Origin of the sequence: Pseudomonas shirazica, assembly GCF_015168335.1 — a bacterium.
GTDB lineage: Bacteria > Pseudomonadota > Gammaproteobacteria > Pseudomonadales > Pseudomonadaceae > Aquipseudomonas > Aquipseudomonas asiatica.
In genome coordinates this window covers 5,415,064-5,441,380 of record NZ_CP063456.1, presented here as the reverse complement: position 1 = coordinate 5,441,380, position 26,317 = coordinate 5,415,064, and the positions used below count along the sequence as shown (strand labels likewise).

The window sequence follows — 26,317 nt, the reverse complement described above, 5'->3', positions numbered from 1 at the left end:
TGAGGCTTTGTTGCTGCTTAGATCGCGTCGGTATCGGTTTCGCCGGTACGGATACGGATCGCCTGCTCCAGATTCACCACGAAAATCTTGCCGTCACCGATCTTGCCGGTGTTGGCTGCCTTGGTGATGGCTTCGATTACCCGATCAAGGTCCTTGTCATCGATGGCGACATCGATCTTCACCTTGGGCAGGAAATCGACCACATATTCAGCACCGCGATACAGCTCGGTGTGGCCCTTCTGCCGACCGAAACCTTTGACTTCGGTGACGGTGATGCCCTGCACGCCGATTTCCGACAGCGACTCGCGCACGTCGTCCAGCTTGAACGGCTTGATGATGGCTGTGACTAGCTTCATGAAACTCTCTCCCGATTTGGTGGACTTGCCCCAGGAAAACAAACCCGTCTCAAGTCTAAGCGCAGCGGTTGGCTTTGTAACGCGTCGTCGGCATCCGGCTCCGCGTGCGCACTGCCTGGTCACAAGGAACTGCATCAGTGCATGGCTCGCACTGGTCTTTGCAGAAACCTTGCCAGTTCCGTCAAAGCACGGGAAAACAGCGAGTTATGTGAATCAGTCGGGATTGGCCAGTCGCCAGCATGCGCAACATGCACAATTCCGGTGCATCCCGACCTGGCGCGTTGCTCGAAAAATGTGCAGTTCCAGAGGAGCGCCGCTCCTACACGAGCCAGCGACGAGGCCGGATGTTCATGCATGCGTGTTACACTGCCGGCCATTTCCCAGTATCAGTGGACAGCCCCATGCTCGCGCCCAAAGCCCTTCTCGATGCCCTGAGCGACCAGGCATCGCGCCTGTTCAGCAGCGATACCGCCCAGCCCCGCGCCGAACTGGAAAGTCAGTTCAAGGTGCTGATGCAAGGTGCCTTCAGCAAGCTGGACCTGGTCAGCCGCGAAGAATTCGACAGCCAGATGGTCGTACTGGCGCGCACCCGCGCACGCCTTGAGGCTTTGGAAAAACAAGTGGCCGAGCTGGAAGCCCGGCTGAACCCGACCCCACAGGATGAGTGAATGCAACCCTCCAGCGCATACCCGGTACTGTTGTTTTCCTACGGCACCTTGCAGGACAAGGCCGTGCAGCTCACCAACTTCGGCCGCGAACTGAGCGGCCAGGCCGACCGCATGCTGGGCTACCGCCAGGACTGGGTCGAGATCACCGACCCGGCCGTGCTGGCAGCCAGCGGCAAGTCCCATCACCCTATCGTCGCTCCCAGCAGCCAGGCAGACGACAGCGTGGCCGGCATGGTCTTCCAGATCAGCGAAGAAGAGCTGGCAGCGGCGGATCGCTATGAAGTCGCAGACTACAAGCGCGTGGCCGTAACGCTCGCATCGGGCCTGACCGCCTGGGTTTATGTACGCGCCTGAGCCCTTCCGGCGCACAGCAGGCACGAACCCGACAGGGTGACAATGCAGGGGAAAACCCTGCCTGAAAAACCAGGACGCACACTTCTTTCGCCGGCCCGGGCCGTGCTCGCTATTCTTGCAAAGCCGCAGGAAGCGGCCCTCTTCAGCGACAACGGAGCGTCCATGTCCCTAGCCCTCGTCCACAGCCGCGCCCAGGTGGGCGTGCAGGCACCGGCGGTCAGCGTCGAAACCCACCTGGCCAACGGCTTGCCCCATCTCACGCTGGTCGGTCTGCCGGAAACCACGGTCAAAGAGAGCAAGGACCGGGTACGCAGCGCCATCGTCAACTCCGGTTTGAACTACCCGCAGCGGCGCATCACCCAGAACCTCGCCCCCGCCGACCTGCCCAAGGATGGCGGGCGCTATGACCTGGCAATTGCCCTGGGTATCCTCGCCGCCGATGGCCAGGTACCAACGGCCACCCTTGCCGAGGTCGAATGCCTGGGCGAACTGGCGCTGTCTGGCAAGTTGCGCCCGGTGCAGGGCGTGTTGCCCGCAGCACTGGCGGCACGCGAAGCAGGCCGGGCGCTGGTGGTGCCGCGGGAGAATGCCGAGGAAGCCAGCCTGGCAGGCGGGCTGGTGGTGTATGCGGTGGGGCACCTGCTGGAACTGGTCGCCCACCTGAACGGCCAGGTGCCATTGCCACCGTATGCCGCCAACGGCCTGATCCTGCAGCAACGTCCGTACCCGGACCTGAGCGAAGTGCAGGGCCAACTGGCGGCCAAGCGTGCGCTGCTGCTAGCGGCGGCCGGGGCGCACAACCTTTTGTTCACCGGGCCTCCCGGTACCGGCAAGACCTTGCTTGCCAGCCGCTTGCCGGGGCTGCTGCCACCACTGGACGAGCACGAAGCACTGGAAGTGGCGGCGATACAGTCGGTCAGCGGCCATACGCCACTGAGCAGCTGGCCGCAGCGGCCCTTCCGCCATCCGCATCACTCCGCCTCCGGCCCGGCACTGGTCGGCGGCAGCAGCCGGCCGCAACCGGGCGAAATCACCCTCGCCCACCATGGCGTGCTGTTTCTGGATGAACTACCTGAGTTCGAGCGTCGCGTGCTGGAAGTGTTGCGCGAACCGCTGGAGTCGGGCGAGATCGTGATTGCCCGGGCCCGCGACAAGGTGCGCTTCCCCGCACGTTTCCAGCTGGTGGCGGCAATGAACCCCTGCCCTTGCGGCTACCTGGGCGACCCCACTGGCCGCTGCCGCTGTAGCACCGAGCAGATCGCGCGGTATCGCAACAAGCTGTCCGGGCCATTGCTGGACCGTATCGACCTGCACCTGACCGTGGCCCGTGAGAGCACCACGCTGAACAACCAGCCCTGCGGCGAGACCAGTGCCGATGTGGCGGCCAAGGTAGCCGAGGCACGTGAACTGCAACAGCGGCGACAAGGGTGTGCGAATGCATTTCTCGACCTTGAGGGGTTGCGCTGCCATTGTGGCTTGGCGGCGGCGGACCAGGCCTGGTTGGAGGGGGCCTGTGAGCGGCTGACCCTGTCGTTACGTGCGGCTCACCGGTTACTGAAGGTGGCGCGGACGCTGGCGGATCTGGAAGGTAACCAGGCAATTGGCCGGGCGCATCTGGCCGAGGCCCTGCAGTACCGGCCGGGGAGCAGTTAGATTGCCGGGGCTGCTTTGCAGCCCATCGCAGGCAAGCCAGCTCCCACCCCGACCGCATCGGCCTCAAACCATGCGCAGTCCCTGTAGGAGCCTGGCTTGCCAGCGATGAGGCCAGTACAGGCAGTGCAAGACAGTTTCTCCCAAACCGAATACATCGGCCCAAAGCCTGCGCAGTACCTGTAGGAGCGGGCAAGCCCGCGAAGGGGCCGGGGCAGGAATACCTCACTGGCTGCCCAGCAAAGCATCTTCAACCACCTTCAGCAGCACCTCTTCAGAAAATGGCTTGCCCAGGCAGACCAGCGCCCCAAGCGCCATCGCCGCCCGCACCGCCCCTTCATCCCAGTGCGCCGACATGCAGATCACCGGCAACCGCCACCCCAGCCTGGCCAGCTCGCGCTGCACCGCCAGCCCGCTCATTCCGGGCATCCTCAGGTCGAGCAGCACACACCCCGCTTGCCGCGCCAGTGCCGAGGCCAGGAACAGGTCCCCGGCAGCAAAAGACAAGGTCTCGAAACCTGCCGAACGTAGCAGGTTGGCCAGGCTTTTGCGCACCGAAGCATCGTCGTCAACGATGCACACTGTGCTGCTCATGCGCCGCCCAGGCCCTCAGGCTGCGCCCCGATAACGTTGTGCATGGCCACCAGTTCAAGCAGCGAGCGGGACTGCATCTTGTTCATGATGTTTTTCTTGTGCACCTTGGTCGTCACCTCGCTGGTGCCGATCTGCCTGGCGATCTGCTTGTGCGACAGGCCACCGACCACCAGCGAGAACACCTGGCGCTCGCGCTGGGTCAGGCGCTGGTACTTTTCCTCGACCTGCCGCGCATGGTGCCACTTGCGCCCTTCGGCCACGGCACGCGTGCGCACCGCCTGCAGCAGTGTCAGCATCTGGTCTTCGTCGAACGGTTTGGTCAGGAACTCCACGGCCCCGGCACGCATGGCCTGGACGGTCATCGGGATGGTGCCGAAGCCGGTCATGAACACGATCGGCCAGGGCAGCGCAAGTCGGCGCAGCGCATCTTGGACTTCCAGGCCGCTGGTATCGGGCAGGTGCATGTCCAGCAACAGGCAGGCATAGGGGGTTTCCAGGCGGGCCTCGAACAACGCCTCGGCACTGGCGAACAAATGATGCGGAATGTCCTGCGAGCGCAGCAGGCGGCCCAACGCCGTGCGCACCGACGGGTCGTCATCCACCACCAGCACCGGCACGTTCAAGTGCTCATCGAACAACTCGACAGTTTCGGCCGCGGCGCACAGCGGCGATTTGCCCGCCGCCTTGCCAGGCAACTCGAGGCTGATCTCGGCGGCCAGGCGGTAGCCCCGGCGTGGCACGGTCTGGATCAGGCCACGGTCGCCAAAGGCCTTGCGCAGCAAGGACACCTGCACCTGCAGGTTGTTGTCCTCGACTACCGTGCCGGCCCACACCTGGCTGAACAGCTCGTCCTTGTCGACCACCCGCCCCTTGGCCTTGATCAGCGTCGCCAGCACTTCGAATGCCCGCCCCCCCAACAGGACAGGCTTACCGTCAACAAAGGCTTCGCGCCGCTCCAGCGACACCTGGGCATTACCTATTCGGATCATGGCTTCCTCGCGCGGGCACGGGCGTTTCCCAGCCCAGGGCAGCCTAGGCCAGGGTACGCCTTCAGACAATTATCCCGAGGGATAGGTTGGCCTGAGGACTATACAAAAGCCCGCCAGCCCCCAGGGGACGATAACGGACAACAGCGTACCCTTTCCTGCCAAGCAGCCTGCAGCCCGCATCCCTGCTGGGTCCGCTGCGTATACTCGTGCGTCAGGATGTCGCTAGCAGGGGTGCCTTATGCTCGATGAACGCCTTGCCCACAGGCCCATCGATTACGACCAGTCCGTCGACGAGGGGTGGCTGAACCGGTGCGACATCAACGCGCTGGGCCAGGAAGGTGAACTCAGTTACTTCCGCCTTCGCGATCCAGCCACCGACCAGGCATGGATCGCCGTGCGCGCCCCGCGCGAGGTCCCCGCCGCCTGCCAGCGCCTGGAACGTGACTACCGCCTGCAACTCGACCCGCAATGGGCGGTGATCCCCTCGGCGTTCGTGCGCTCGGCCGAAGGCCCCCTGCTGGTGTACCCGGCCGGCCGCTCCATCGCCGACCTTATCGCAGAGGGCCCTGCCGCCCTGACGCCGTTTCTCGAGATTGCGGTAAACGCGGCCACTGCCTTGGCCCAGGCCCACGAACGCAATGTGCTGCACGGCGCGCTGCAGCCCGAACATGTGTGCCTGCACACCAACCAGCGAGTGCGGCTTGGCTGCTTTCGCGCCGACCCGGCGGAGCTGATCAGCGAACAGGGCACCGCGCTCGGCAACTGGGCGTACCTGGCACCGGAACAGGTCTGCCCGCACGGCAGCAGCAGCGACCGACGCACCGACATCTATGCCCTGGGCGCGATCCTTTACCAGCTACTGCTGGGCGAATTGCCTCTGGCCGGGCGCGACACCCAGCACTGGCGCCAGCTGCATGCCGGCGTGCAGCCACGAGCGGCCTGCGAAGTGGACAGCAATGTGCCGCAACCTCTCAGCCGGATCCTGGCCAAGGCCTTGGCCAAAGAGCCGGACGCCCGCTACCAGAGTGCTCGCGCCCTGGCGGTGGACTTGGCCTATTGCCAGCGACAGTGGGCCGCCAGCAAGTCCATGGAGGCCTTCGAACCAGGCTGTGCCGACCCGATGACGCCCGACCGCGCACGCCTGTATGGCCGCAGTGCCGAACAGAAGGCCATCGCCCTGCTGCTCAAGGCACAGCGCCGTAACAGCAAGCCACAAGCCCTGTTCATCAATGGGGCTACGGGCATGGGCAAGTCGAGCCTGGTCGAGGCAGCGCTCAGGGCCAACGCCCAGGGTTACTGGGCCACCGGCAAGTGCAACGGCGTTGCCCAGGCCGTGCCCTACGCGCCCTGGGTCGAAATTCTCGGCGCGCTGACCACCCAGTTGCTGGCCAAGAACAGCCGGGACCTCGACGCCTTGCGCTGCGAGATTCTGCGCCGTATCAAAGGCCACGGCCGGCTGCTCGGCAAGCTGGCACCAGACCTGCAACTGATCCTCGGCCCCTTGCCCGAGTTGCCGGCCAAGCCCACGCGTCTGGCGCTGCAGAAGGAGCTGCGGGCGATCGTCGAATTCCTGCAGGTATTCAGCCGCCCCGACCAGCCGCTGGTGCTGTTCTTCGATGACATGCATTGGGTCGACGACTCCAGCCAGCAACTGCTGGCGCAACTTCTGGCTCACTCGCCCGGCAACCTGTTGCTGATCTTCGCCCGGCGCAGTGATGCGCCAGCCAGCAGTACACCCCTTGCCCTGCCCGCAGCGTTGCGCAGCACCACGCTGAACCTGCGGCCCCTGGCGGTGAGCGCGGTGACCGAGTTGATCGGCGAGCGCTACCACGTCGGCCCCGAGGACGCATTGCAGGTGGCCGAACTGGTACACGACAAGACTGCGGGCAATCCGTTCTTCATCAATCAGATCCTCCGGGCCATGGTCGAGGACCAGCTGTTCACCTTCGATACCCAGGCCATGCGCTGGTCATGGTGCCTGCAGGCCGTGGCCCGCCACCGCTATTCCGACAATGTCGCCGACCTGATGATCCACCGCCTGGTGCGCCTGCCCGAGCCGCAGCGCGACCTGCTGCGGGTGGTCAGTGCGGCTGGCAGCCGCTGTGATGAACGCCTGCTTCACCAGGTACTCTCTCAAGCGCCCGGCGAGCCGTTGAAAGCCTTGATTGGCGCGGGTTTCCTGCAACCGGGCCAGAACGGCCTGGGCTTCGCCCATGAACGGGTGATGGAAGCTGCGTACGCTCTCACGCCAGCGCGCGCACGTGCCCAACTGCATGCACGTATTGCCCAGGCCATGCGCCAGGCCTGGCCGGGGCGCCTGCACGAGGTACTGTTCGAGCTTGCCAACCAGCTGCAACGCGCCAGCCCATGCGGGTTTGCAGCGGATGACTGCGAAGCTTTTCTGCAGCTTTTACGCGAGGCAGCAGCACGCGCACGCGATGGCGGCGCGTTCGAACAATCGGCTGGCTACCTGCACACGGCCGAGCAGTTGCTGCAACGCGGCGCAACGCTGGAAAGCCGCGCCACGCATGGCTTTGCCATCGCCTGCATGGCCACCGAGTGCGACATGCAACTGTCGCGAATGGTCGCGGCCGAGGCCCGCATCACTGAATGCCGCCTGCGCGCGCGCTCGGCGTTGGACCAGGCGCGGGTATGCCGCCTGCAGGCGCTGCTGTACACCTTGCGCGGCGACTATCAGGCGGCCATCGACAGCGCCATTTCCGGCCTGGACTTGCTGGGTATGAGCCCGGTGCGAGGTGTCGACTGGCAACAGGTCGAAGCCAGTCATGCCCATGTACAGACCTTGGTCGAACAGAAAGGCCGACACTGCCTGGAATCGCTGCAGCGCACCGATTCGGAGGAAGTGACAGTTGCCATCAGCCTGCTGGCCACCCTGTCGTCATCGTTTTTCGTGAAGGACGACATCTGCTTCCTGCACCTGGCCAAGCTCATGGAGCTGTCACTGCTGCACGGCGTCGCCCCGGGCAGCACCTACGGCATGGCCTGGTACGGGGTGATGATTGCCGAGCGCTTCGGCGCCTACCATGATGGCCACGCTTGCTGCCTGGCTGCGCTCAAGCTGATAGAGCGGCACGGTTTCGACGCTGACTTGACCAGCGCGCTGCTGGCCCTGGACCAGGTCAGCGCCTGGACCTCGCCCATGGAGTTCGCCCGCCGTACCGCACTGGATGCGGTCGACTCGGGGCGCCTGAGCGGCGACCTGGCGATGAGCTGCTATGCCTGCAACCACCTGGTTTCCGATTCGCTGTTCATGGGCCGCTACCTGCCGGACGTGGTGGAGGAACTGGCGCAAGGCCTGGCCACCGTGCGTCGCTACGGTTACCGCGACATCGAGCAGATCCTGCAGGCCCAGCAAGCGTTCGTCGCCAAATTGAGCGGCACGCCCTGCCCGGCCTCGGCCACAGCCTCGAAATCGCCTACCACGCGGTTCTTCCAGTACCTGATGGCCGGCATGTGCGACTTCTACCTGGGCAATATCCCGCAGGCCATGCGTAACCTGGCACTGGCCGGCGACAACACCTGGGCGGTACCGGCGCACATCAACCTGGCCGACTATCACCTGTTCCACGGCCTGGCCCTGGGCAGCCCCGAGGCCATTGGCAGCCTTGCCGACAAGCTGCGCGAGCTGCAGGCCCTGCGGGAGCGCTTCGGCCGCTGGGCCGGCTTCAACCCGGCCACCTTCCGCAACAAGCTGTTGCTGATCGAAGGCGTGATCGCCAAGCTCGAAGGCGACGGCCTGGCCGCCATCCGCTGCTTCGACCAGGCACAGATCGCCGCCACCGCAGCCGGTTTCATCCACGAGCAGGCGCTGGCCCACGAGCAGTTGGCCGAAGTATGTATCCCCAGCGGCCTGATCTCTGGCGCCAACCTGCACCTGCGCATCGCCCGCGACTGTTTCCATATCTGGGGCGCGACCGGCAAGGTGCACCAGCTGGAGGCGTTGCACCCGTTCCTGCGCACCCAGCCAATCCAGGAAAGCCAACGCGCAACCAACCAGGCCAAGCTCGACCTGGAAGCCGGCATCGAGGCAGCACGGGCGCTGTCCGAGGAAGTACTGCTCGAAGGCCTTATCGAAACCCTGATGGGCCACCTGACCCAGCATTCCGGGGCCGACCACGGTGCGCTGCTGATCGTCAGCGGTGCCGAATTCCAGATGGCTGCCCTCGCCTACATCGACGACGCCGGGCTGCACGTGAGCATGGACGACTGCCAGAAGTTCTTGACCCAGGCACCGCTGTCGATCATCAACGCCACCATGCGCACCAAGAAGCCCCTGGTGCTCAACGATGCCCAGAGCGATTGCCCCGAGGCCTTCCGCCAGCAGTTGCAGGCGCGCAAGGCCCGTTCGGTACTGTGCCTGCCGCTGGTGATCCAGGGCGTGCTGATCGGCCTGGTGTACCTGGAAAACCGCCTGGTACCGAACCTGTTCGGCAGCCAGCGCCTGGCCATGCTGGAAATCCTCGCCTCGCAGGCAGCGGTGTCGCTGCAAACCGCCAAGTTCTACACACGCCTGGCCGAAGACAACCAGACCCGCGCCCAGATGGAGGCCGAGTTGCGCCGCTCCCGCGCGGAGTTGGCGCGCACGGCGCACCTGCAGGTGATGAACGAGCTGTCCGCGTCCATCGCCCACGAGATCAGCCAGCCGCTGCTGGGCATAGCCTCCAACGCCGCTGCCAGCCTGCGCTGGTTGAAACGCGCCAAGCCCGACCTGGAAGAGGCGATTGCCGGCCTGGAAGATATACGCAACGACAGCGAACGGGCCGCCAACATCGTGCGTGCACTGCGCTCGCTGGCCAAGCAGTCGCCGATGCAGCTCAAGGTAGTAAAGCTGGACGAACTGATCCGCGAAGTGGTGCGCCTGACCTCGGCCGATGCCGCCAAGGGCACGGTGGATGTGCAGATGCGCTTGCAGGCGGGGGTGAGCGTGATGGCCGACCCGGTGCAGTTGCAGCAGTTGGTGTTCAACCTGATTACCAATGGCCTGGAGGCGCTGGCGGGGTATCGCAGCGATGGGGTGCTGCGGATTGCGTCGGCGGTGGTCGGGGATGGGGTGGAAATCTGCGTGGACGACAACGGGCCGGGGATTGCAGCGGATGAGCGCGAGCGAGTGTTCGATGCGTTTCATACCACCAAGATCGGTGGCATGGGGATGGGCTTGGCGATCTGCAACTCGGTGGTGCAGGCCCATGGTGGGCAGTTGCAGGCGCTGGTGTCAGAGCTGGGGGGGTGCCGGATTCGCCTCACTCTGCCTGTGAATCATTCTTAGCCTGCTCCGGCCTCTTCGCGGGCACGCCCGCGAAGGGGCCGGTACAGGTTTACATCAACGGGCGCTCAGGGCCGCATAGCTGTTCATCAGGTTGCGGTAGTTGGGAATGCGCTGCGACAGCAGGTTACCCAGCCCTTCGATGTCGTTGCGCCAGTCGCGGTGCAGCTCACAGGCCACCGAGAACCAGTTCATCATCTGTGCACCCGCCTGGGTCATGCGCACCCAGGCCGCCTGCTGCACGGTTTCGTTGAAGGTGCCCGAAGCATCGGTCACCACGAACACTTCAAAACCTTCCGCCAGCGCCGACAGGGTCGGGAACGCCACGCACACATCGGTCACCACGCCTGCGATGATCAGCTGCTTGCGGCCAGTGGCCTTGATCGCCTTGACGAAGTCTTCGTTGTCCCAGGCGTTGATCTGGCCAGGGCGGGCAATGTACGGCGCATCCGGGAACATCTCTTTCAGCTCGGGCACCAGCGGGCCGTTCGGGCCTTGCTCGAAGCTGGTGGTGAGGATGGTCGGCAGGCCGAAGAACTTGGCCAGGTCGCCCAGGGCCAGCACGTTGTTCTTGAACTCGTTGGGCGAGAAGTCCTGCACCAGCGAAATCAGGCCGGTCTGGTGGTCGACCAGCAGCACCACGGCGTCGTCTTTGTTCAGGCGCTTGTAATCGGGTTGGCTCATCGGGGTGACTCCTTGGGTTGGGAAAACAGGCCGGCACTGTCCACAAGGGGCTATACCGGCGGATAGGTTCGGCTTAAGGATGGGCCTGCGCCTGGCGCCAGGCCTTGGGTGGCTGGCCGACCAGGCGGCTGAAGGCGCGGGTGAAATGGGCCTGGTCGCAGAAGCCGCATTCCAGGCTCACGTGGGTGATCGGCGCCTCGGTGGCGAGCAGGCGCTTGGCCTTTTCCATGCGTGCCAGCAGGCGCCACGCCTGGGGCGAGAGGCCGGTGTTGACCTTGAACGCACGCGAGAAGTGGCTGCGGGTGAGGTTGCATAACCCGGCGATTTCGATGATCGACAACGAGCTGTGCAACATCAGTTCCTTGGCCCGGCGCAAGCGCGCCGGCGTCAGTGCGCCGGGGGTTTGCAGCGGCGCTTGGGGCGTCCCGGGGTGCATGGCGGCTCTCCTGTTCAATGCAGAAAGTCTCGCCTCCGGCACATGACAAAGTCCTGAGCCAAACCTGAATTGTTGTTAATTGCGCGCTGCTGGCCCTGACGGTTTTGCCGATACCTTAAGATGCGTTTCGTATTCAGCTTCGGGCCGCTGGTGGCGGCCGGCATTCAAGGCAAAAGAGCGATGCAGGAAAAACCCGCCCACCGCACCGTGGCCATGGTGTTGTTCAATGATGTGTTGTTGCTGGACGTGACCGGGCCCATGGACGCGTTTGCCATTGCTAACCGCTTCCTTCCTGCCGAGCGGAAGTACCGGCTGCTGACCCTGGCCGAAGGGCAGGCAGCGGTGCGCGGCTCCTGCGGGTTGAAAGTGGTAGCCGACCTGCGTCTGGAGGATTTGCCGGAAGCCGTCGACCTGTTGCTGGTGCCAGGCGGCCCGGGCGCCTATGACATCGCCCTGCCGGGCATCGAGCGCTGGCTGCCCCAGGCCGTGCGCCGGGCCAAACGCTTTGGTGCAATATGCACCGGAATATTCCTGCTGGGCCGGGCCGGGCTGCTGGACGGCTATCGCTGCACCACCCACTGGAACTACGTGGAGCGCCTGGCACAAGCGTTCCCCGAGGCGAAGGTCGAGACCGAGCAGATCTACGTGATCGACCGTTGCCTGATTACCTCGGGCGGCATCACCGCAGGCATCGACCTGGCACTGGCAGTGGTGGCCGAGGACCACGGCAAGGCGCTGGCCCTGGAAGTGGCCAAGGTGCTGCTGGTCGCCCGCCATCGCCAGGGTGGGCAAACGCCTTACGGGCCACTGCTGGCGGCTGTGCCGCGGGATGATTCGCCGATTGCACGGGTGCAGGCGTATATCGTCGACCATATCGAGCAAGCCTTCACTGTGCAGAAGATGGCCGACCTGGTGGCCATGAGCGGGCGCAACTTCGCCCGCACCTTTCAACGCGAGGTGGGCATCACGCCGCTGCAATACTTGCAGAACGCACGCATCGACCGCGCGCGCAAGCTGCTGGAAAGCAGCGACCTGCCATTGAAAGTGGTGGCGACGCAGTGCGGTTTTGGCAGTGACCGGCATTTGCGCAAGGTTTTCTGCGAGCGGATTGGCATGACGCCGGCGCAGTATCGGGCGCAGTTTGGTGGCAGTTGAGTATGCAGATTTCCTGTGCCGGCCTCTTCGCGGGTGAACCCGCTCCCACAGGTGTTGCGCAGGCTTGAAGACACCGCTGTACCTGTGGGAGCGGGTTCACCCGCGAAGAGGCCAGCACGACTGTCACCTGATTCAGGACAATGTGTCTTCCTCACAGCAGATTGTCTGGCACTCCCACATTCCCCAGAATTGTCCGCCAAACTGATCTAACGCTGCCCCAGCAGCTCATGGAGTACGAGCCAATGCCACACGAAGGCAGCCTTCTGCAAACCGCGGTGATCTTTCTGCTTGCCGCTGTCCTCGCCGTCCCGCTGGCCAAGCGACTGAAACTGGGGGCCGTGCTCGGCTACCTGCTCGCCGGCGTGATCATCGGCCCGCAGGCGCTGGGCCTGATCCGCGATACCGAAAGCGTGGCGCACATTTCCGAGCTGGGCGTGGTCCTGCTGTTGTTCATCATCGGCCTCGAGCTGTCGCCCAAGCGCCTGTGGCTGATGCGCAAGTCCGTATTCGGCGTCGGCACCGCCCAGGTGCTGCTGACCGGTGCGCTGATCGGCGCCATCGCCCTGTTCGGCTTCAGCCAGACGCTACCGGCGGCCATCGTGCTCGGTCTGGGCCTGGCGCTGTCGTCCACCGCCCTTGGCCTGCAGAGCCTGGCCGAGAGCAAGCAGCTCAACGCCCCGCACGGCCGCCTGGCGTTCGCCATCCTGCTGTTCCAGGACATCGCCGCCATCCCACTGATCGCATTGGTTCCGCTGCTGGCCGCCAGTGGCCCGGACACCAGCCACGGCGACAGCCTGGAGCATGGCCTGAAGGTGTTCGCCAGCATCGCAGTGGTCATCGTCGGTGGCCGCTACCTGCTGCGCCCGGTGTTCCGCACCGTGGCCCGCACCGGCCTGCCGGAAGTGTCCACCGCCACCGCGCTGCTGGTTGTGATCGGCACGGCCTGGCTGATGGAAGAAGCCGGCATTTCCATGGCCCTGGGTGCCTTCCTCGCCGGCCTGCTGCTGGCCGACTCGGAATATCGCCACGAGCTGGAATCGCAGATCGAACCGTTCAAAGGCCTGCTGCTGGGGCTGTTCTTCATCAGCGTCGGCATGGGTGCCAACCTGCGCCTGCTGCTTGAAATGCCTTTGGTGGTGCTGGGCCTGACCCTGCTGCTGGTGGCCGTGAAGCTGGTACTGCTGATCGGCGTCGGGCGCCTGGCCGGTGGCCTGAACAGCGCCAGCGCCCTGCGCCTGGGCATGGTGCTGGCTGCCGGTGGCGAATTTGCCTTCGTGGTGTTCAAGCTGGGCAAGGACCAAGGCCTGTTCGACACCCAGACCTACGACCTGCTGCTGATGACCATCACCCTGTCGATGGCCATTACCCCGCTGCTGATGATTGGCTGCGCCCACGCCCTCAAGCGCCCGCAACCTGCGCGTGAGGTGCCGGAGCATTACAAGCAGATCCAGGCTGACACGCCACGGGTGGTGATCGTTGGCATGGGCCGCATGGGCCAGATCGTCGCGCGCATCCTGCGGGCACAGAAGATTCCGTTCATTGCCCTGGAAACCTCGGTGGACACCATCGAGATGACCCGTATGTTCGAACAGGTACCCGTGTTCTACGGCGACCCTCTGCGCCCCGAGGTGCTGCATGCCGCCAAGGTGGGCGAGGCGGAATACTTCATCATCACCATCGATGACCCGGAAGCTGCCATTCACACAGCGGAACGGGTGAAACGCCTGTACCCGCACCTGAAAGTGCTGGCCCGCGCGCGTAACCGCCAGCATGTGCACAAGTTGGCGGATGTCGGCGCCGAGCCGATTCGCGAGACGTTCTACTCCAGCCTGGAGATGACCCGCCGGGCATTGGTGGGGTTGGGGTTGAGCGAGGCGCAGGCGGCGGACCGGATTGCGCGGTTTACCCAGCATGACGAAGAGGTGCTGGTGGCCCAGGGGCAGGTGCGTGATGACCGGGCCAAGGTGATGCAGACGGCCAAGGAGGCCCGGGCGGAGTTGGAGCGGTTGTTTGATTCGGATGCGGATTGAGGATCTCGAGCGCATGACTGTAGAGATGCAGCGCCCTTGCGATCGAGCGCCGCCCGCGCGGCGCTTCGCGGGACAAGCCCGCTCCCACATTTGTTTCGGGCCAATTATTCCTGTGCCAGGTGGGTTGCAGCCTTGGTGTATGGCTGAAGATGAATGAAGAGCAATTGCGCCCCCTTCGATATCGAATGGAACAAACAAGGCGGACAGAGGTGACTTCACAGGAGTGACTGGCCCGAAACAGATGTGGGAGCGGGCTTGTCCCGCGAAGCGCCGCGCGGGCGGCGCTCGGTCTCATAGGCGCCAGAAATCTATCGTCAGGCACCTGGAGGCCATTCTGCAACCTCCCGACGGTCACCTCCCTGCCATTACGCGGATACCAAAAAACCATCAAAAAATCGTCCGTCTCAGCAAGGTCCTACCTCCTAGCGAACCATTTCCTACGTTAATGCTGACCCTGACGAATTATCCTACGCACCGTGTCGACGCCCGTCTGATTGTCCGGGGAAAGCCTGCTCTCTAGGCTTGCCGGGTCGCTGTCGGTTCAGCGATCGGGTGTGGAAACCCGTCTCGGTTTGAGGTTCTGTCGTCAATGGCAGTTGTGCGCGGGAGGCCGTATGGCCTACCGGGTTGCCTCTCACCGGTTTTCCACCCCGCGTACAACTGCCACCCTTCGCGTGGAAACGGATGGTTGCAGTACAACCTAGAGAGCTTACTGCAATGAAAAAGATTGTTCCCAATCCACCTCTTCCCGACACCAAAGAGCGCGCTTTCAGCCGCTGCGATGCCGGCCATCCACCTTTGTTCACAGTAAACCCGGGCGTCTCTGCCCACGACGCCCTGGTGCATGTCGCCCAGTACCTGCGCGGCGCCTACGACTGTGGCTACAAAGCCCTGGAACACCTGGATGAAACCGGCAAGAGCCTGTTCTGGAGCAACCTGAATGCGCTCGAAATGGCAGAAGGATTGGTTGAGGCATTGCTGGATGGGATTGAGTCGCAGCCCATGAATTGATGTTGTCCTTGCTGGCCTCTTCGCGGGTGAACCCGCTCCCACAAGGATCACCACAGGCGCTGAAACTGTGCAGTACCTGTGGGAGCGGGTTTACCCGCGAAAGGGCCAGCGCAGCAAACAAAAAAGGCCAGCTCCCTACAGAGGGAGCCGGCCTTTTTGCATTCAACTAACGGGCTGTTACTTACCCGCAGTCAACGCGTTGTAGCTGGTAATCAGGTTGCGATAATCCGGAATGTGGTTGGAGCACAGCGCCGCCAGCCCTTCGATGTCGTTGCGCCAGTCGCGGTGCAACTCACAGGCCACGCCGAACCAGGTCATCATTTGCGCGCCAGCGCGGCTCATGCGGTCATGGGCAGCATCGCGGGTCATTTCGTTGAAGGTGCCAGAAGCATCGGTCACCACGAAAACTTCGAACTCCTCTTCCAGGGCCGACAGCGCCGGGAACGCTACACAGACCTCAGTCACCACGCCGGCAATGATCAGCTGTTTCTTGCCAGTGGCCTTCACCGCCTTGACGAAGTCTTCGTTGTCCCAGGCGTTGATCTGGCCTGGGCGGGCGATGTACGGGGCGTCCGGGAACAGGGCCTTCAGCTCTGGTACCAGCGGGCCGTTGGGGCCTTGTTCGAAGCTGGTGGTGAGGATGGTCGGCAGGTTGAAGAACTTGGCCAGGTCGGCCAGGGCCAGCACGTTGTTCTTGAACTTGTCCGGCTCGATGTCACGGACCAGGGACAGCAGGCCAGCCTGGTGGTCGACCAGCAGGACAGCGGCATCGTCTTTGTTCAGGCGGTTGTAGGTGAATTTGCTCATGGTCTGTGCTCCTGAGGGTTATGAATTTTTCAGCATTCGGGGGTGTTTCGCGTTGATGGGCACAGATTAAAATCATCACCTTTGTGGCGGTAGATAGCAGAATTTGGCTTTAGCGTTCCGTTTTATGAACGATAGATTGGCGCTGCCTGTACTGGCCTCTTCGCGGGCACGCCCGCTCCCACAGCTACTGCACTGGCTTTGAATCTTGAGCGATCCCTGTGGGAGCGGGCGTGCCCGCGAAGAGGCCAGTACAGGCAGCCAACAATCCGGAGACCGATCATTGGAAGACCTCAACTCCCTCTACTACTTCACCCAAGTAGTCGAACACGGCGGCTTCGCCCCGGCTGGCCGGGCGCTGGACATGCCCAAGTCGAAGCTAAGCCGGCGCATCGCCGATCTCGAAGACCGCCTGGGCGTGCGCCTGCTGCACCGCACCAGCCGCCATTGTTCGCTCACCGAGATCGGCCAGGCCTACTACAACCGCTGCCTGGCCATGCGCGTGGAGGCCGAGGGCGCGGCGGAGATCATCGAGCGCAACCGCAGCGAACCGCGCGGCCTGGTGCGTATCAGTTGCCCGACCACCCTGCTCAATTCCTGGGTCGGGCCGATGCTGACCCGCTACATGCTCAAGTACCCGCAGGTGGAGCTGTTCATCGAGAGCACCAACCGCCGCGTCGACCTGCTGCACGAGGGGTTCGACATCGCCCTGCGGGTGCGCTTTCCACCGCTGGAGAACACCGACATGGTGATGAAGGTACTGAGCAACAGTACCCAGTGCCTGGTCGGCCAGCCGCAGTACCTGGAGCAGTTGCCCAAGGGCTTCGACCCGCAGTTGCTCGGCACGCTGCCGAGCCTGCATTGGGGCAGCGCCCAGCGTGAGTACCAATGGGAGCTGTTCCAGGGCGAAGACAGCAGCCGCAGCATCGTCATCCCGCACACACCGCGTATGGTGACGGACGACCTGTTCGCCCTGCGCCATTTCGTGGTGGCCGGGGTGGGTATTGCGCACCTGCCGCGGGTGGCGGTGCGCGAAGACCTGGCGGCGGGTCGGCTGGTGGAGTTGTTGCCGGACTGGCACCCGCGTTGCGGCATCGTGCATGCGATCTTCCCGTCACGGCGGGGGTTGCTGCCATCGGTGCGGGCGCTGATCGATCATCTGGCCGAAGAATTCGCCATCAGCGACATGGCTTGAGTTCTGGGTTGGCTGTACCAGCCTCTTCGCGGGCTCTCCCGCTCCCACAGGTATTGCACAGGGTTCAAAACCTGCGGTGAACCTGTGGGAGCGGGCAAGCCCGCGAAGAAGCCGGCACAGGCAAGACCAGCCAGAGCACACGCATACAAGACCCCTGGCCTATCCTTCCTCCACAGTCCCGGATCATCCCTCCCGGAGCCCCCATGATCCGCGCCACCCACGGACCAGGCCGCGCCCTGCTCGCCACCCTCGCCCTGTGCCCGGTGCTCAGCCAGGCCGAAGAGCCCGGCTGGTCGCTGCTCAGCCGCAACTACTTCCTGCACAGCGACTTCCGCTCGCCCTCCGGCAGTGGCCAGAACTACCGCCAGGAATGGGCCCAGGGCTTCATTGGCGAAATCCGCTCCGGCTTCACCGAGGGCACACTCGGCGTCGGCATCGATGCCCATGGTTTTCTCGGCCTCAAGCTGGACGGCGGCCGCGGCCATGCCGGCACCGGCCTGCTGCCGCGCGACAGCGATGGCCGCGCCGAGTCCGACTACTCCAGCGCCGGCGCCGCACTCAAGCTGCGCCTGGGCAACACCCAACTGCGCTACGGCGAAATGACCGTGGAAACCCCGGTGTTCGACACCAGCGACAAACGCCTGCACCCGGAGTACGCCACCGGCTGGTTCCTGGACAACACCGACATGCCCGACTGGCGCCTGCAGGCCGGGCACTTCACCGCCTTCAAAAACCAGGACAACAGCTCCAGCCATGATGACTTCAGCGGCTACGGCGCTACCACTGACAACCGCGCCATCAGCCTGGCCGGTGCCGCGTTCGCACCCGACGGGCCATTCGGCGGCGCACTGTACGCAGGCCAGCTGGAGGACACCTGGCGCCAGGCCTACCTCAACCTGAACCTGGCCGAGGGCAACTGGCGCCTGGACGGCAACCTGTACAAGACCCACGACACCGGCAATGCCAGTGCCGGGGCAATCGACACCCTCGCCTACAGCCTGCTGGCCAGGTACAGCTTCGGCGCCCAGGCGCTGAGCCTGGCCTACCAGAAGGTCGAGGGCGATACCCCGTTCGACTTCGTCGGCGGCGACTCCATCTACCTGGCCAACTCGATCAAGTACGCCGACTTCAACGGCCCCGGCGAGCGCTCGTGGCAACTGCGCTACGACCTCGACTTCGCCACCCTCGGCGCCCCCGGCCTGAGCCTGATGGGCCGCTACGTCAGCGGCCGTGGCATCGACGGTAGCCATGCCCCGGCAGGCGGCGCCTATGTGGGCCAGTACGGCGACGGCGGCAAGCACTGGGAGCGCGACATCGACCTGAAATACGTGGTGCAGTCGGGCGCCGCCAAGGACCTGAGCCTGTCGTTTTCCCACGTCAGCCACCGCGCCAACCAGGCCCAGGCCGGCGATGACATCGACCGGATCTACCTGATCATCGAATACCCACTCAAAGGCAGCTTCTGACATGAGCACGACCCCTTCAGGCGCCTGGAGCCCATTGCGCAACGCCACCTTCCGCATGCTGTGGATCGCCACCATCGCTTCCAACATCGGCACCTGGATGCATGAGGTGGGCGCCGGCTGGCTGATGACCACGCTGTCGGCCAGCCCGTTGCATGTGGCCCTGATCCAGGTAGCCGGCTCGCTACCAATGTTCTTCCTCGCCCTGCCGGCCGGCGCGGCGGCTGATATCGTCGACAAGCGCCGCTACCTGTTGCTGGTGCAACTGTGGATGTCTTCGGTGGCCGTGGTGCTGGCGGCCCTGACCCTGCTCGGGCTGATGAACGTCACCCTGCTGCTGGTGCTTACCCTGGCGTTGGGCATCGGCACGGCACTGATGATGCCGGCCTGGAGCGCGCTGACACCGGAGCTGGTAGGCAAGGACGACCTGGCCAACGCGGTGGCGCTTTCCAGTGTCGGTATCAACGTGTCGCGCGCCATCGGCCCGGCTTTGGCGGGCGTGGTGGTGAGCATGGTCGGCCCGTGGTTGACCTTCGCCTTGAATGCCATCTCGTTCGCCGGGGTGATCCTGGTGCTGTTCCTGTGGAAGCGCGAGGTGAAGGAGCCGCTGCTGCCGGCCGAGCGCTTCGTCGGCGCCATGCGCACCGGGCTGCGTTTCGCGCGCAGTGCCAAACCCTTGCAGGCGGTGATATTGCGCGCCTTGGCATTCTTTTTCTGCGCCAGCGCGGGCACCTCGCTGCTGCCGTTGATCGTGCGTGGCGAGATGCATGGCACCGCCGCCGATTTCGGCCTGCTGCTGGCGGCCATCGGCATCGGCGCGGTGGCCGGCGCCACCTTGCTGCCACGCCTGCGCGAACGCATCAGCCGCGACCGCCTGGTGCTGCTCGCCAGCCTGCTGTATGCCCTGTTCCTGCTCGCCCTGGCGCTGGTGCGCAACTTCTATGTGCTGCTGCCGGCAATGCTGCTCAGCGGCGCGGCGTGGATTGCCGTGCTGTCCAACCTGCAGGTGGCGGCGCAGACCTCGGTGCCGGCCTGGGTACGGGCGCGGGCGCTGTCGGTGTACATCCTGATCTTCTTTGGTGCCATGGCCAGTGGCGGGTTGCTGTGGGGCACGCTGGCCAGCCATGCAACGATCACCTTGAGCCTGCTGCTGGCCGCAGGAGGCCTGGCACTGGGCACGCTGCTGACCTGCAAGGTGACGCTGCCGGAAACCGCAGCCGAGGAGCTGACGCCGTCACTGCATTGGCCGGTGCCGCTGCTGAGCGACGACATGGACAAGGAAAGCGGGCCGGTGATGGTCACCGTGGAATACCACATCGACCCGGCCAAGGCCGAGGCGTTCCAGCAGGCAGCGCGGGAGCTGGAGGCGATGCGCAAGCGCAATGGCGCGTTGTCGTGGGGGTTGATGCGCGACAGCGCGGACCCGGCGGTGTGGCTGGAGTTCTTCTTCGAGGAATCGTGGCTGGAGCATTTGCGGCATCACCACCGGGTTACCCGGGGTGAGCTGAAGATCGAGGCGCGGGTGCGGATGCTGCAGACCGCTGGGGTGGAAGTGAAGATTCGGCATCTGTTGGCTGGAGCTGAGCACAAGGCTCACCATTGATGTTGGCCTTTCCGGCTTCTTCGCGGGTAAACCCGCTCCCACAGGGACAACACAGGCCTGAGTGCGCCGCCGTACCTGTAGGAGCGGGTTTACCCGCGAAGAGGCCAGCACAGAAGGAACAAAAAAGGGGGCCAATAACTGGCCTCCTTTTCATCAGCTCAGCTTAGAACGCGAAGCACGAGCAACCCAGCGCCCCCCAGAAGCCCTGGAAGTCATTCACCGGCACACTCGAATGCCGTGCCTTCTCATGGCTGTGCGCGTGCACCCCGCAAGGCCCGACACACTGGTGCGCCACCGCTGCCAGCGACGGCGTGCCCACGCGCCAGTGGCCCGGCACCTTGGTCACCGGCGACCACTCCGGCAGCACCGGCACCTGGGGCGGGCCGAGTTTGTCGAATTCCGCCGCACCATACACCACCTTGCCGTCGACCACGGTCAGCACCGACTCGATGCCTTTGATCGCCTCTTCATCGACACTGAAGAAGTCCAGCGACAGCGCCGCCAGGTCAGCCAGCTGGCCCACCTTGATCTGGCCTTTCTTGCCCTGCTCGCTGGAGAACCAGGCGCTGCCCTGGGTGAACAGCTGCAGCGCGGTGTCACGGCTGAGGCCTTCCGGGTACAGCTCCATGCCACCGACGGTCTTGCCGCTGACCAGCCAGTACAGCGAGGTCCACGGGTTGTAGCTGGACACGCGGGTGGCGTCGGTACCGGCGCCCACCGGCACGCCCATGTCGAGCATGCGCTTGATCGGCGGGGTCTGCTCGGCAGCCTTGGCGCCGTAGCGGTCAACGAAATACTCACCCTGGAAGGCCATGCGATCCTGGATCGCGATACCGCCGCCCAGCGCACGCACACGCTCGATGTTCTGCGGGGTGATGGTTTCGGCGTGGTCGAAGAACCATGGCAGGCCATTGAACGGGATGTCGCGGTTGACCTTCTCGAACACGTCGAGCATGCGCGTGATCGATTCGTTGTAGGTGGCATGCAGGCGGAACGGCCAGCGCTGCTCGACCAGGTGGCGCACCACCGGCTCCAGCTCTTGTTCCATGGTTTGCGGCAGGTCCGGGCGCGGTTCGAGGAAGTCCTCGAAGTCGGCGGCGGAAAACACCAGCATTTCGCCGGCGCCATTGTGGCGCAGGAAGTCGGTACCGCTGTGCAGCTTCACGCTGGAGGTCCACTTGCGGAAGTCGTCCAGCTCTTCCTTGGGCTTCTGGGTGAACAGGTTGTAGGCAATGCGCACGGTCAGCTGGTTGTTGTCGGCCAGCTCCTGGATCACCTGATAGTCGTCCGGGTAGTTCTGGTAGCCACCACCGGCATCGATGGCACTGGTCAGGCCCAGGCGGTTGAGCTCGCGCATGAACTGGCGGGTGGAGTTGACCTGGTATTCCAGCGGCAGCTTCGGCCCCTTGGCCAGGGTGGCGTAGAGGATCATCGCGTTGGGGCGGGCGATGAGCATGCCGGTCGGGTTGCCGAACTTGTCACGCTGGATCTCGCCGCCCGGCGGGTTGGGCGTGTCCTTGGTGTAGCCGACTGCCTTGAGCGCAGCGCGGTTGAGCAGTGCGCGGTCATACAGGTGCAGCAGGAATACCGGGGTGTCAGGTGCGGCCTGGTTGATTTCCTCCAGGGTGGGCATGCGTTTTTCGGCGAACTGGAACTCGTTCCAGCCGCCGACCACACGCACCCACTGCGGGGTCGGCGTGCGCGCGGCCTGGTCCTTGAGCATGCGCAGGGCATCGGCCACCGAAGGCACGCCTTCCCAGCGCAGCTCCAGGTTGTAGTTCAGGCCACCACGGATCAGGTGCAGGTGCGAGTCGTTCAGGCCAGGGATGACCGTACGCTGCTTGAGGTCGATGATCTGCGTGGTGGCGCCCTTGTGGGCCATGGCTTCGGCGTCGTTGCCCACGGCGATGAAACGGCCATCCTTGATGGCGACGGCGGTCGCGGTGGGCTTTTCACGATCAACGGTGTGCAGTTTGCCGTTGAACAGAATCAGATCGGCGGTCATGGAACCTCCTTGGGTGGATGCGTGAGCGGAACCGGCGGAACCGGTAAAGGGCAATGCGGACCAGAGCGCGCCGGCGGCACCGAGCACGGTACTGGTGGCGAGGAACTGGCGACGGGTCTTGTCGTTACGGTCCTGGGACATGGGGTTCTCCGTCTGGGTGCGGCAGCGGGCAGGCGCAACTGCGGAGCATGCCGGTTGGTGTAGGGGCAAGGCTTGGATGGATGTGCGGTGGGTGGTTGAAGGTTAGCCCTGTTCAGCATTTGTGCTGCCTGGGCAGGCCTCTTCGCGGGCACGCCCGCTCCCACAGGAGGTACCACCGTCTTCAAGGCCGGTGGTGTCCCTGTGGGAGCGGGCGTGCCCGCGAATGCCTCCCACAATTACTGCTGAAGGAACGCCAGCAGGTCCTCGTTCAGTTGCTGTGCATGAGTCACCGCAAACCCGTGCGGCGCCCCCGCATACACCTTCAGCTCAGCCCCACGAATCAGCTCCGCCGCCCGCTTGCCGGTGCTCTCGAACGGCACGATCTGGTCGTCGTCACCGTGGATCACCAGGGTCGGCACATCGATCTTGGCCATATCCGGGCGGAAGTCGGTTTCGGAGAACGCGGTCACGCAATCCAGGGTGCCCTTGATCGATGCCATCAGCGCAATGTTCAAGGTCTGGGTCTGCACACCCTGGGACACCTGCTGCCCATGGTTGATGCCATAGAACGGCGTGGCGAAATCGGCGATGAACTGCGCCCGGTCGGCACGCAGGCCGGCGCAGATACCCTCGAACACCGATAGGTCGACACCTTCAGGGTTGTCGTCACGCTTGCCGAACACCGGCGTCACCGCGCCCAGCAGCACCAGCCCGGCCACACGCTCGCTGCCGTGGCGGGCGATGTAGCGGCTAACGTCGCCGCCACCCATCGAGAAGCCCACCAAAGTCACGTCGCGCAGGTCGAGGTGTTCGATCAGCTGGGCGATGTCATCGGCGAAGGTGTCGTAGTCGTAGCCGTTCCATGGCTGGCTCGAACGGCCGAAACCACGGCGGTCGAAGGCGATGGCGCGGTAGCCGCGGCTGGCCAGGAATTCCATCTGCGAATCCCACATGTCGGCATCCAGTGGCCAGCCGTGGCTGAACAGCACAGGTTTGCCGCTGCCCCAGTCCTTGAAGTAGATCGAAGTGCCATCGCGGGTAACGAACGTGCTCATGTCGGTATCTCCTTGAAAATGTCGAGGTAAAGGCCTGGCTCAGCCACGTAGCCAGTTGGCGCAGCGGCGGGTTACCCAAGGCATGATGTAGAACACCACGGGCAGGATGACGAACAGGTTGACGATCAGATTGCCGGTGATCGCGCCCCCCAACTGCGGAAAGCGTGCGAACAACGGTGCCAGCAGTTGTGGAATGATCATGGTCATCGGGCAGATCACCAGGTAGGTCAGCAGGGCCTGCTTCCAGCGCGGCGGTTGCGCCGGCGTGGTGCCCGTCGAACTGGCGATTACCTTGTGTTGCAGGCATACGGTCACTACGTCGCGGTTGTCTTGGGGTGCGGTGTTCATCGGCGTTCCTTGGGATGAGCTTGCCCGCATCCACTGTGCAACGGCGGACGGGCGCTGGATTGGACAGGTGTGCTGCTTTGGCGGGCACCGGCTGGCGGTGCCCGCGCATCTGGCTTACTTGCTGGCGTTGAAAGCGTTGTAGCTGGTCATCAGGTTGCGGTAGTCCGGGATGTGGTTGGAGCACAGCGCGGCCAGGCCTTCGATGTCGTTACGCCAGTCGCGGTGCAGCTCACAGGCCACGCCGAACCAGGTCATCAGTTGTGCGCCGGCCTGGCTCATGCGGTCGTGGGCGGCGTCGCGGGTCATGGCGTTGAAGGTGCCGGAGGCATCGGTGACCACGAACACTTCGAACTCTTCCTCCAGGGCTGACAGCGCCGGGAAGGCTACGCACACTTCGGTCACCACGCCGGCGATGATCAGCTGCTTCTTGCCGGTGGCCTTCACCGCCTTGACGAAGTCCTCGTTGTCCCAGGCGTTGATCTGGCCTGGGCGGGCGATGTAGGGGGCGTCCGGGAACAGGGCTTTCAGCTCTGGTACCAGCGGGCCGTTGGGGCCTTGTTCGAAGCTGGTGGTGAGGATGGTCGGCAGGTTGAAGAACTTGGCCAGGTCGGCCAGGGCCAATACGTTGTTCTTGAACGCGTCCGGCTCAATGTCGCGGACCAGGGACAGCAGGCCAGCCTGGTGGTCGACCAGCAGGACAGCGGCGTCGTCTTTGTTCAGGCGGTTGTATTTGAAGTTGGTCATGGTCGTTGCTCCTAAGGTTTTGATCTTTTCAGTAAGTTGGGTGTTTCGCGTTGATGGGAGAAGATTAAAACCATGACCTTTTGGGCGGTAGATAGCAGTTTTTGGCTCTAGCGTTCTGTTTTGTGAACGATGGATTGATGCTGGATTTGCCGGCCTCTTCGCGGGCTTGCCCGCTCCCACAGGGATCGCGCATCCATCAACTCATGCACAACATCTGTGGGAGCGGGCAAGCCCGCGAAGAGGTCGGCACAGGCTGTCATTGCCTGCCCGGCCAACCTGCTCTATTACTACCCACAGCCCTCCCCTCACCCGAGACCACCATGCTGGCGTTCATCCAGTCGTACCCGCTGTTGCTCGGCACCGCCCTGATCCTGCTCGACCTCGCGCTCTGGCAGCTGATTCCTCTCCAGCAACGCGCCTGGCGTATCGGCACGCGGTTGGTGCTGTTCCTGCTGTTCAGCTCGGTACTGGTGGCTGCCGGCATGAGCCCGATGCAACCACCACCCTGGCCCGATGATGTCTCGCGCAACCTGATCGCCACAGTACTGGCGATCGGCTGGTGGCTGTTCGGCGCACGCACGGTGACGGTGGTGTTCGGCCTGTTGCTGGGTGCCCGTGGCAGCCATGGCGGGCGTTTGCTGCAGGATGTGCTGGGGGCGCTGATCTTCCTGGCTGCGGTAGTCGCCGCCGCAGGTTATGTGTTGCAGTTGCCGGTGAAGGGCCTGCTGGCTACATCGGGGGTAATGGCCATCGTCATCGGCCTGGCGCTGCAGAGCACATTGGCCGACGTGTTCAGTGGCATCATCCTGAACACCACGCGGCCGTATCAGATTGGCGACTCGATCTCCATCGATAGCACCGAAGGCAAGGTGCTGGAAATCGACTGGCGTGCCACCCGCCTGCTCACCAGCACCGGCAGCCTGGCGGTGATCCCCAACTCGGTGGCGGCCAAGGCCCGGCTGCTCAACCACAGCCGCCCGGCCGATGTGCACGGGGTGTCGGTCAGCGTGGTGGTACCGGCCAAGGTGCGGCCCAAACGGGTGTTCGATGCTCTGGAAAAAGCCTTGCAAGGCGTCAGTGCCATCCTGGCTACACCAAGACCAAAGGTGACGGTGAAAGCCTCGACGCTGGAATCAGTGGAGTACGAAGCCAGCGGCTTCGTGGCCGACGCGGGCGCCAAGGGCGACGCGCGCAATCAGCTGTTCGACCTGGCCCACCGGCACCTGGAGGCCAGCGGGGTAATGTGGAACACCGACCTGGCCATGCCACCACGCAGCCGCCAGCGCGAGGTGCTGGATGAGGTGCGGGTGTTCCGCTCGCTGAGCGCTGAAGAGCGCGATACGTTGAGCCAGCGCATGACGGCGGTGGAATACCTGGCCGACCAGGTAATCCTGGGCGTGGGCGAGCATTCCGATCATTTGCTGGTTATTGGCAGCGGGGTGGTTTCGGCGTCGATCCGCGATGGCGACAAGCTGGTCGAAGCAGGGCGCATGGGGCCGGGCGAGGTGCTGGGAATCGAAGGAATCATCGACGAAGAGGACTCGCTGGCCGAGTTCCGCACGCTGACCGGTTGCGTGCTGTATCGGATCGACAAGGAACAGGTGAAGAGCTGCCTGGTGCAACGCGGCGATGTGCAAACGGCGTTGAGCAAGTTGCAGCGGTTTCGGCGGCAGAGCCGGGAGTCGTTGTTGCTGCAGAAGCCGGTTTCGATCAAGAAGGGCGGTTTTCTCAGCTGGTTGCACAAGTAA

The 26,317-nt window shown here is 64.1% G+C and carries 21 protein-coding genes; 11 read left to right on the top strand and 10 right to left on the bottom strand.

Translation table 11 applies throughout. The features are described 5' to 3' along the window. Window positions 1-17: 17 nt before the first annotated feature. The gene (glnK, locus tag IMX18_RS25085) at window positions 18-356 is read right to left on the bottom strand and encodes a P-II family nitrogen regulator (RefSeq protein WP_002555808.1); all 339 of its coding nucleotides are present in this window, start codon (window positions 354-356) and stop codon (window positions 18-20) included. A gap of 401 nt (window positions 357-757) precedes the next feature. On the opposite strand from glnK, the gene IMX18_RS25080 reads away from it, so the two are divergent. The 3 genes from IMX18_RS25080 to IMX18_RS25070 all read left to right on the top strand — a co-directional run bounded on the left by IMX18_RS25080 (window position 758) and on the right by IMX18_RS25070 (window position 3,031). Beyond that, a complete protein-coding gene (locus IMX18_RS25080; RefSeq protein ID WP_015272255.1) occupies window positions 758-1,024 on the top strand; it encodes an accessory factor UbiK family protein in 267 nt (88 codons plus the stop codon). Then, window positions 1,025-1,378 (top strand): gamma-glutamylcyclotransferase family protein, encoded by a 354-nt coding sequence (locus tag IMX18_RS25075; protein WP_015272256.1) that lies wholly within the window; start codon window positions 1,025-1,027, stop codon window positions 1,376-1,378. Window positions 1,379-1,540: 162 nt separating this feature from the next. Next, on the top strand, window positions 1,541-3,031 hold the full coding sequence (locus IMX18_RS25070) for a YifB family Mg chelatase-like AAA ATPase (protein ID WP_024087897.1): 1,491 nt from the start codon (window positions 1,541-1,543) through the stop codon (window positions 3,029-3,031). Window positions 3,032-3,253: 222 nt separating this feature from the next. Here IMX18_RS25070 and IMX18_RS25065 read toward each other — a convergent pair whose 3' ends face one another. Then, window positions 3,254-3,622, bottom strand: coding sequence for a response regulator transcription factor (locus tag IMX18_RS25065; RefSeq protein WP_023662911.1), 369 nt, complete (start codon window positions 3,620-3,622; stop codon window positions 3,254-3,256). Then, a complete protein-coding gene (locus IMX18_RS25060; RefSeq protein WP_100412827.1) occupies window positions 3,619-4,611 on the bottom strand; it encodes a response regulator in 993 nt (330 codons plus the stop codon). Before IMX18_RS25060 ends, IMX18_RS25065 begins: the two co-directional genes overlap by 4 nt. Before the next feature lie 238 nt (window positions 4,612-4,849). Here IMX18_RS25060 and IMX18_RS25055 point away from each other — a divergent pair, with 238 nt between their 5' ends. After that, entirely contained in the window at window positions 4,850-9,898 is a 5,049-nt protein-coding gene (locus IMX18_RS25055; protein ID WP_015272302.1) for a trifunctional serine/threonine-protein kinase/ATP-binding protein/sensor histidine kinase, read from the top strand. A gap of 54 nt (window positions 9,899-9,952) precedes the next feature. Here the strand turns inward: IMX18_RS25055 and ycaC (IMX18_RS25050) are convergent, their stop codons facing one another. Both ycaC (IMX18_RS25050) and IMX18_RS25045 read right to left on the bottom strand, forming a co-directional pair. Continuing rightward, window positions 9,953-10,579 carry an isochorismate family cysteine hydrolase YcaC gene (gene ycaC / locus IMX18_RS25050; RefSeq protein ID WP_004375560.1) on the bottom strand — a complete coding sequence of 209 codons (627 nt, stop codon included), beginning with the start codon at window positions 10,577-10,579 and terminating at the stop codon, window positions 9,953-9,955. A 73-nt stretch (window positions 10,580-10,652) separates the two neighbouring features. Continuing rightward, window positions 10,653-11,015 carry a helix-turn-helix domain-containing protein gene (locus IMX18_RS25045; RefSeq protein ID WP_015272303.1) on the bottom strand — a complete coding sequence of 121 codons (363 nt, stop codon included), beginning with the start codon at window positions 11,013-11,015 and terminating at the stop codon, window positions 10,653-10,655. A 180-nt stretch (window positions 11,016-11,195) separates the two neighbouring features. On the opposite strand from IMX18_RS25045, the gene IMX18_RS25040 reads away from it, so the two are divergent. The 3 genes from IMX18_RS25040 to IMX18_RS25030 all read left to right on the top strand — a co-directional run bounded on the left by IMX18_RS25040 (window position 11,196) and on the right by IMX18_RS25030 (window position 15,211). Further along, on the top strand, window positions 11,196-12,170 hold the full coding sequence (locus IMX18_RS25040) for a GlxA family transcriptional regulator (RefSeq protein WP_043936302.1): 975 nt from the start codon (window positions 11,196-11,198) through the stop codon (window positions 12,168-12,170). Between the two features lie 242 nt (window positions 12,171-12,412). Beyond that, window positions 12,413-14,200, top strand: coding sequence for a monovalent cation:proton antiporter-2 (CPA2) family protein (locus tag IMX18_RS25035; RefSeq protein ID WP_085721334.1), 1,788 nt, complete (start codon window positions 12,413-12,415; stop codon window positions 14,198-14,200). Between the two features lie 717 nt (window positions 14,201-14,917). Next, complete coding sequence (locus tag IMX18_RS25030; RefSeq protein WP_015272306.1) at window positions 14,918-15,211, top strand: hypothetical protein; 294 nt, start codon at window positions 14,918-14,920, stop codon at window positions 15,209-15,211. Window positions 15,212-15,388: 177 nt separating this feature from the next. Here IMX18_RS25030 and ycaC (IMX18_RS25025) read toward each other — a convergent pair whose 3' ends face one another. Beyond that, window positions 15,389-16,018, bottom strand: coding sequence for an isochorismate family cysteine hydrolase YcaC (gene ycaC / locus IMX18_RS25025; RefSeq protein WP_013974760.1), 630 nt, complete (start codon window positions 16,016-16,018; stop codon window positions 15,389-15,391). 280 nt (window positions 16,019-16,298) lie between these two features. Here ycaC (IMX18_RS25025) and IMX18_RS25020 point away from each other — a divergent pair, with 280 nt between their 5' ends. From IMX18_RS25020 to IMX18_RS25010, 3 genes are all read left to right on the top strand, one after another. Next, complete coding sequence (locus IMX18_RS25020) at window positions 16,299-17,210, top strand: LysR substrate-binding domain-containing protein (protein ID WP_015272307.1); 912 nt, start codon at window positions 16,299-16,301, stop codon at window positions 17,208-17,210. Window positions 17,211-17,413: 203 nt separating this feature from the next. Beyond that, a complete protein-coding gene (locus IMX18_RS25015) occupies window positions 17,414-18,676 on the top strand; it encodes an OprD family porin (RefSeq protein ID WP_100412829.1) in 1,263 nt (420 codons plus the stop codon). 1 nt (window position 18,677) lies between these two features. Beyond that, window positions 18,678-20,276 carry an MFS transporter gene (locus IMX18_RS25010; RefSeq protein ID WP_043936021.1) on the top strand — a complete coding sequence of 533 codons (1,599 nt, stop codon included), beginning with the start codon at window positions 18,678-18,680 and terminating at the stop codon, window positions 20,274-20,276. Window positions 20,277-20,439: 163 nt separating this feature from the next. On the opposite strand, the gene IMX18_RS25005 is transcribed toward IMX18_RS25010, so the two are convergent. The 4 genes from IMX18_RS25005 to ycaC (IMX18_RS24990) form a co-directional block, all read right to left on the bottom strand. After that, window positions 20,440-22,281 carry an amidohydrolase gene (locus IMX18_RS25005; protein WP_015272310.1) on the bottom strand — a complete coding sequence of 614 codons (1,842 nt, stop codon included), beginning with the start codon at window positions 22,279-22,281 and terminating at the stop codon, window positions 20,440-20,442. A 377-nt stretch (window positions 22,282-22,658) separates the two neighbouring features. Further along, complete coding sequence (locus IMX18_RS25000; protein ID WP_085721331.1) at window positions 22,659-23,477, bottom strand: alpha/beta fold hydrolase; 819 nt, start codon at window positions 23,475-23,477, stop codon at window positions 22,659-22,661. A gap of 39 nt (window positions 23,478-23,516) precedes the next feature. Further along, window positions 23,517-23,825, bottom strand: a complete 309-nt coding sequence (locus IMX18_RS24995) for a putative antibiotic biosynthesis monooxygenase (protein WP_015272312.1) — start codon at window positions 23,823-23,825, stop codon at window positions 23,517-23,519. A gap of 114 nt (window positions 23,826-23,939) precedes the next feature. After that, window positions 23,940-24,569, bottom strand: a complete 630-nt coding sequence (gene ycaC, locus IMX18_RS24990; RefSeq protein ID WP_054572017.1) for an isochorismate family cysteine hydrolase YcaC — start codon at window positions 24,567-24,569, stop codon at window positions 23,940-23,942. A 320-nt stretch (window positions 24,570-24,889) separates the two neighbouring features. Here ycaC (IMX18_RS24990) and IMX18_RS24985 point away from each other — a divergent pair, with 320 nt between their 5' ends. Next, window positions 24,890-26,317 carry a mechanosensitive ion channel family protein gene (locus IMX18_RS24985; RefSeq protein ID WP_054572018.1) on the top strand — a complete coding sequence of 476 codons (1,428 nt, stop codon included), beginning with the start codon at window positions 24,890-24,892 and terminating at the stop codon, window positions 26,315-26,317.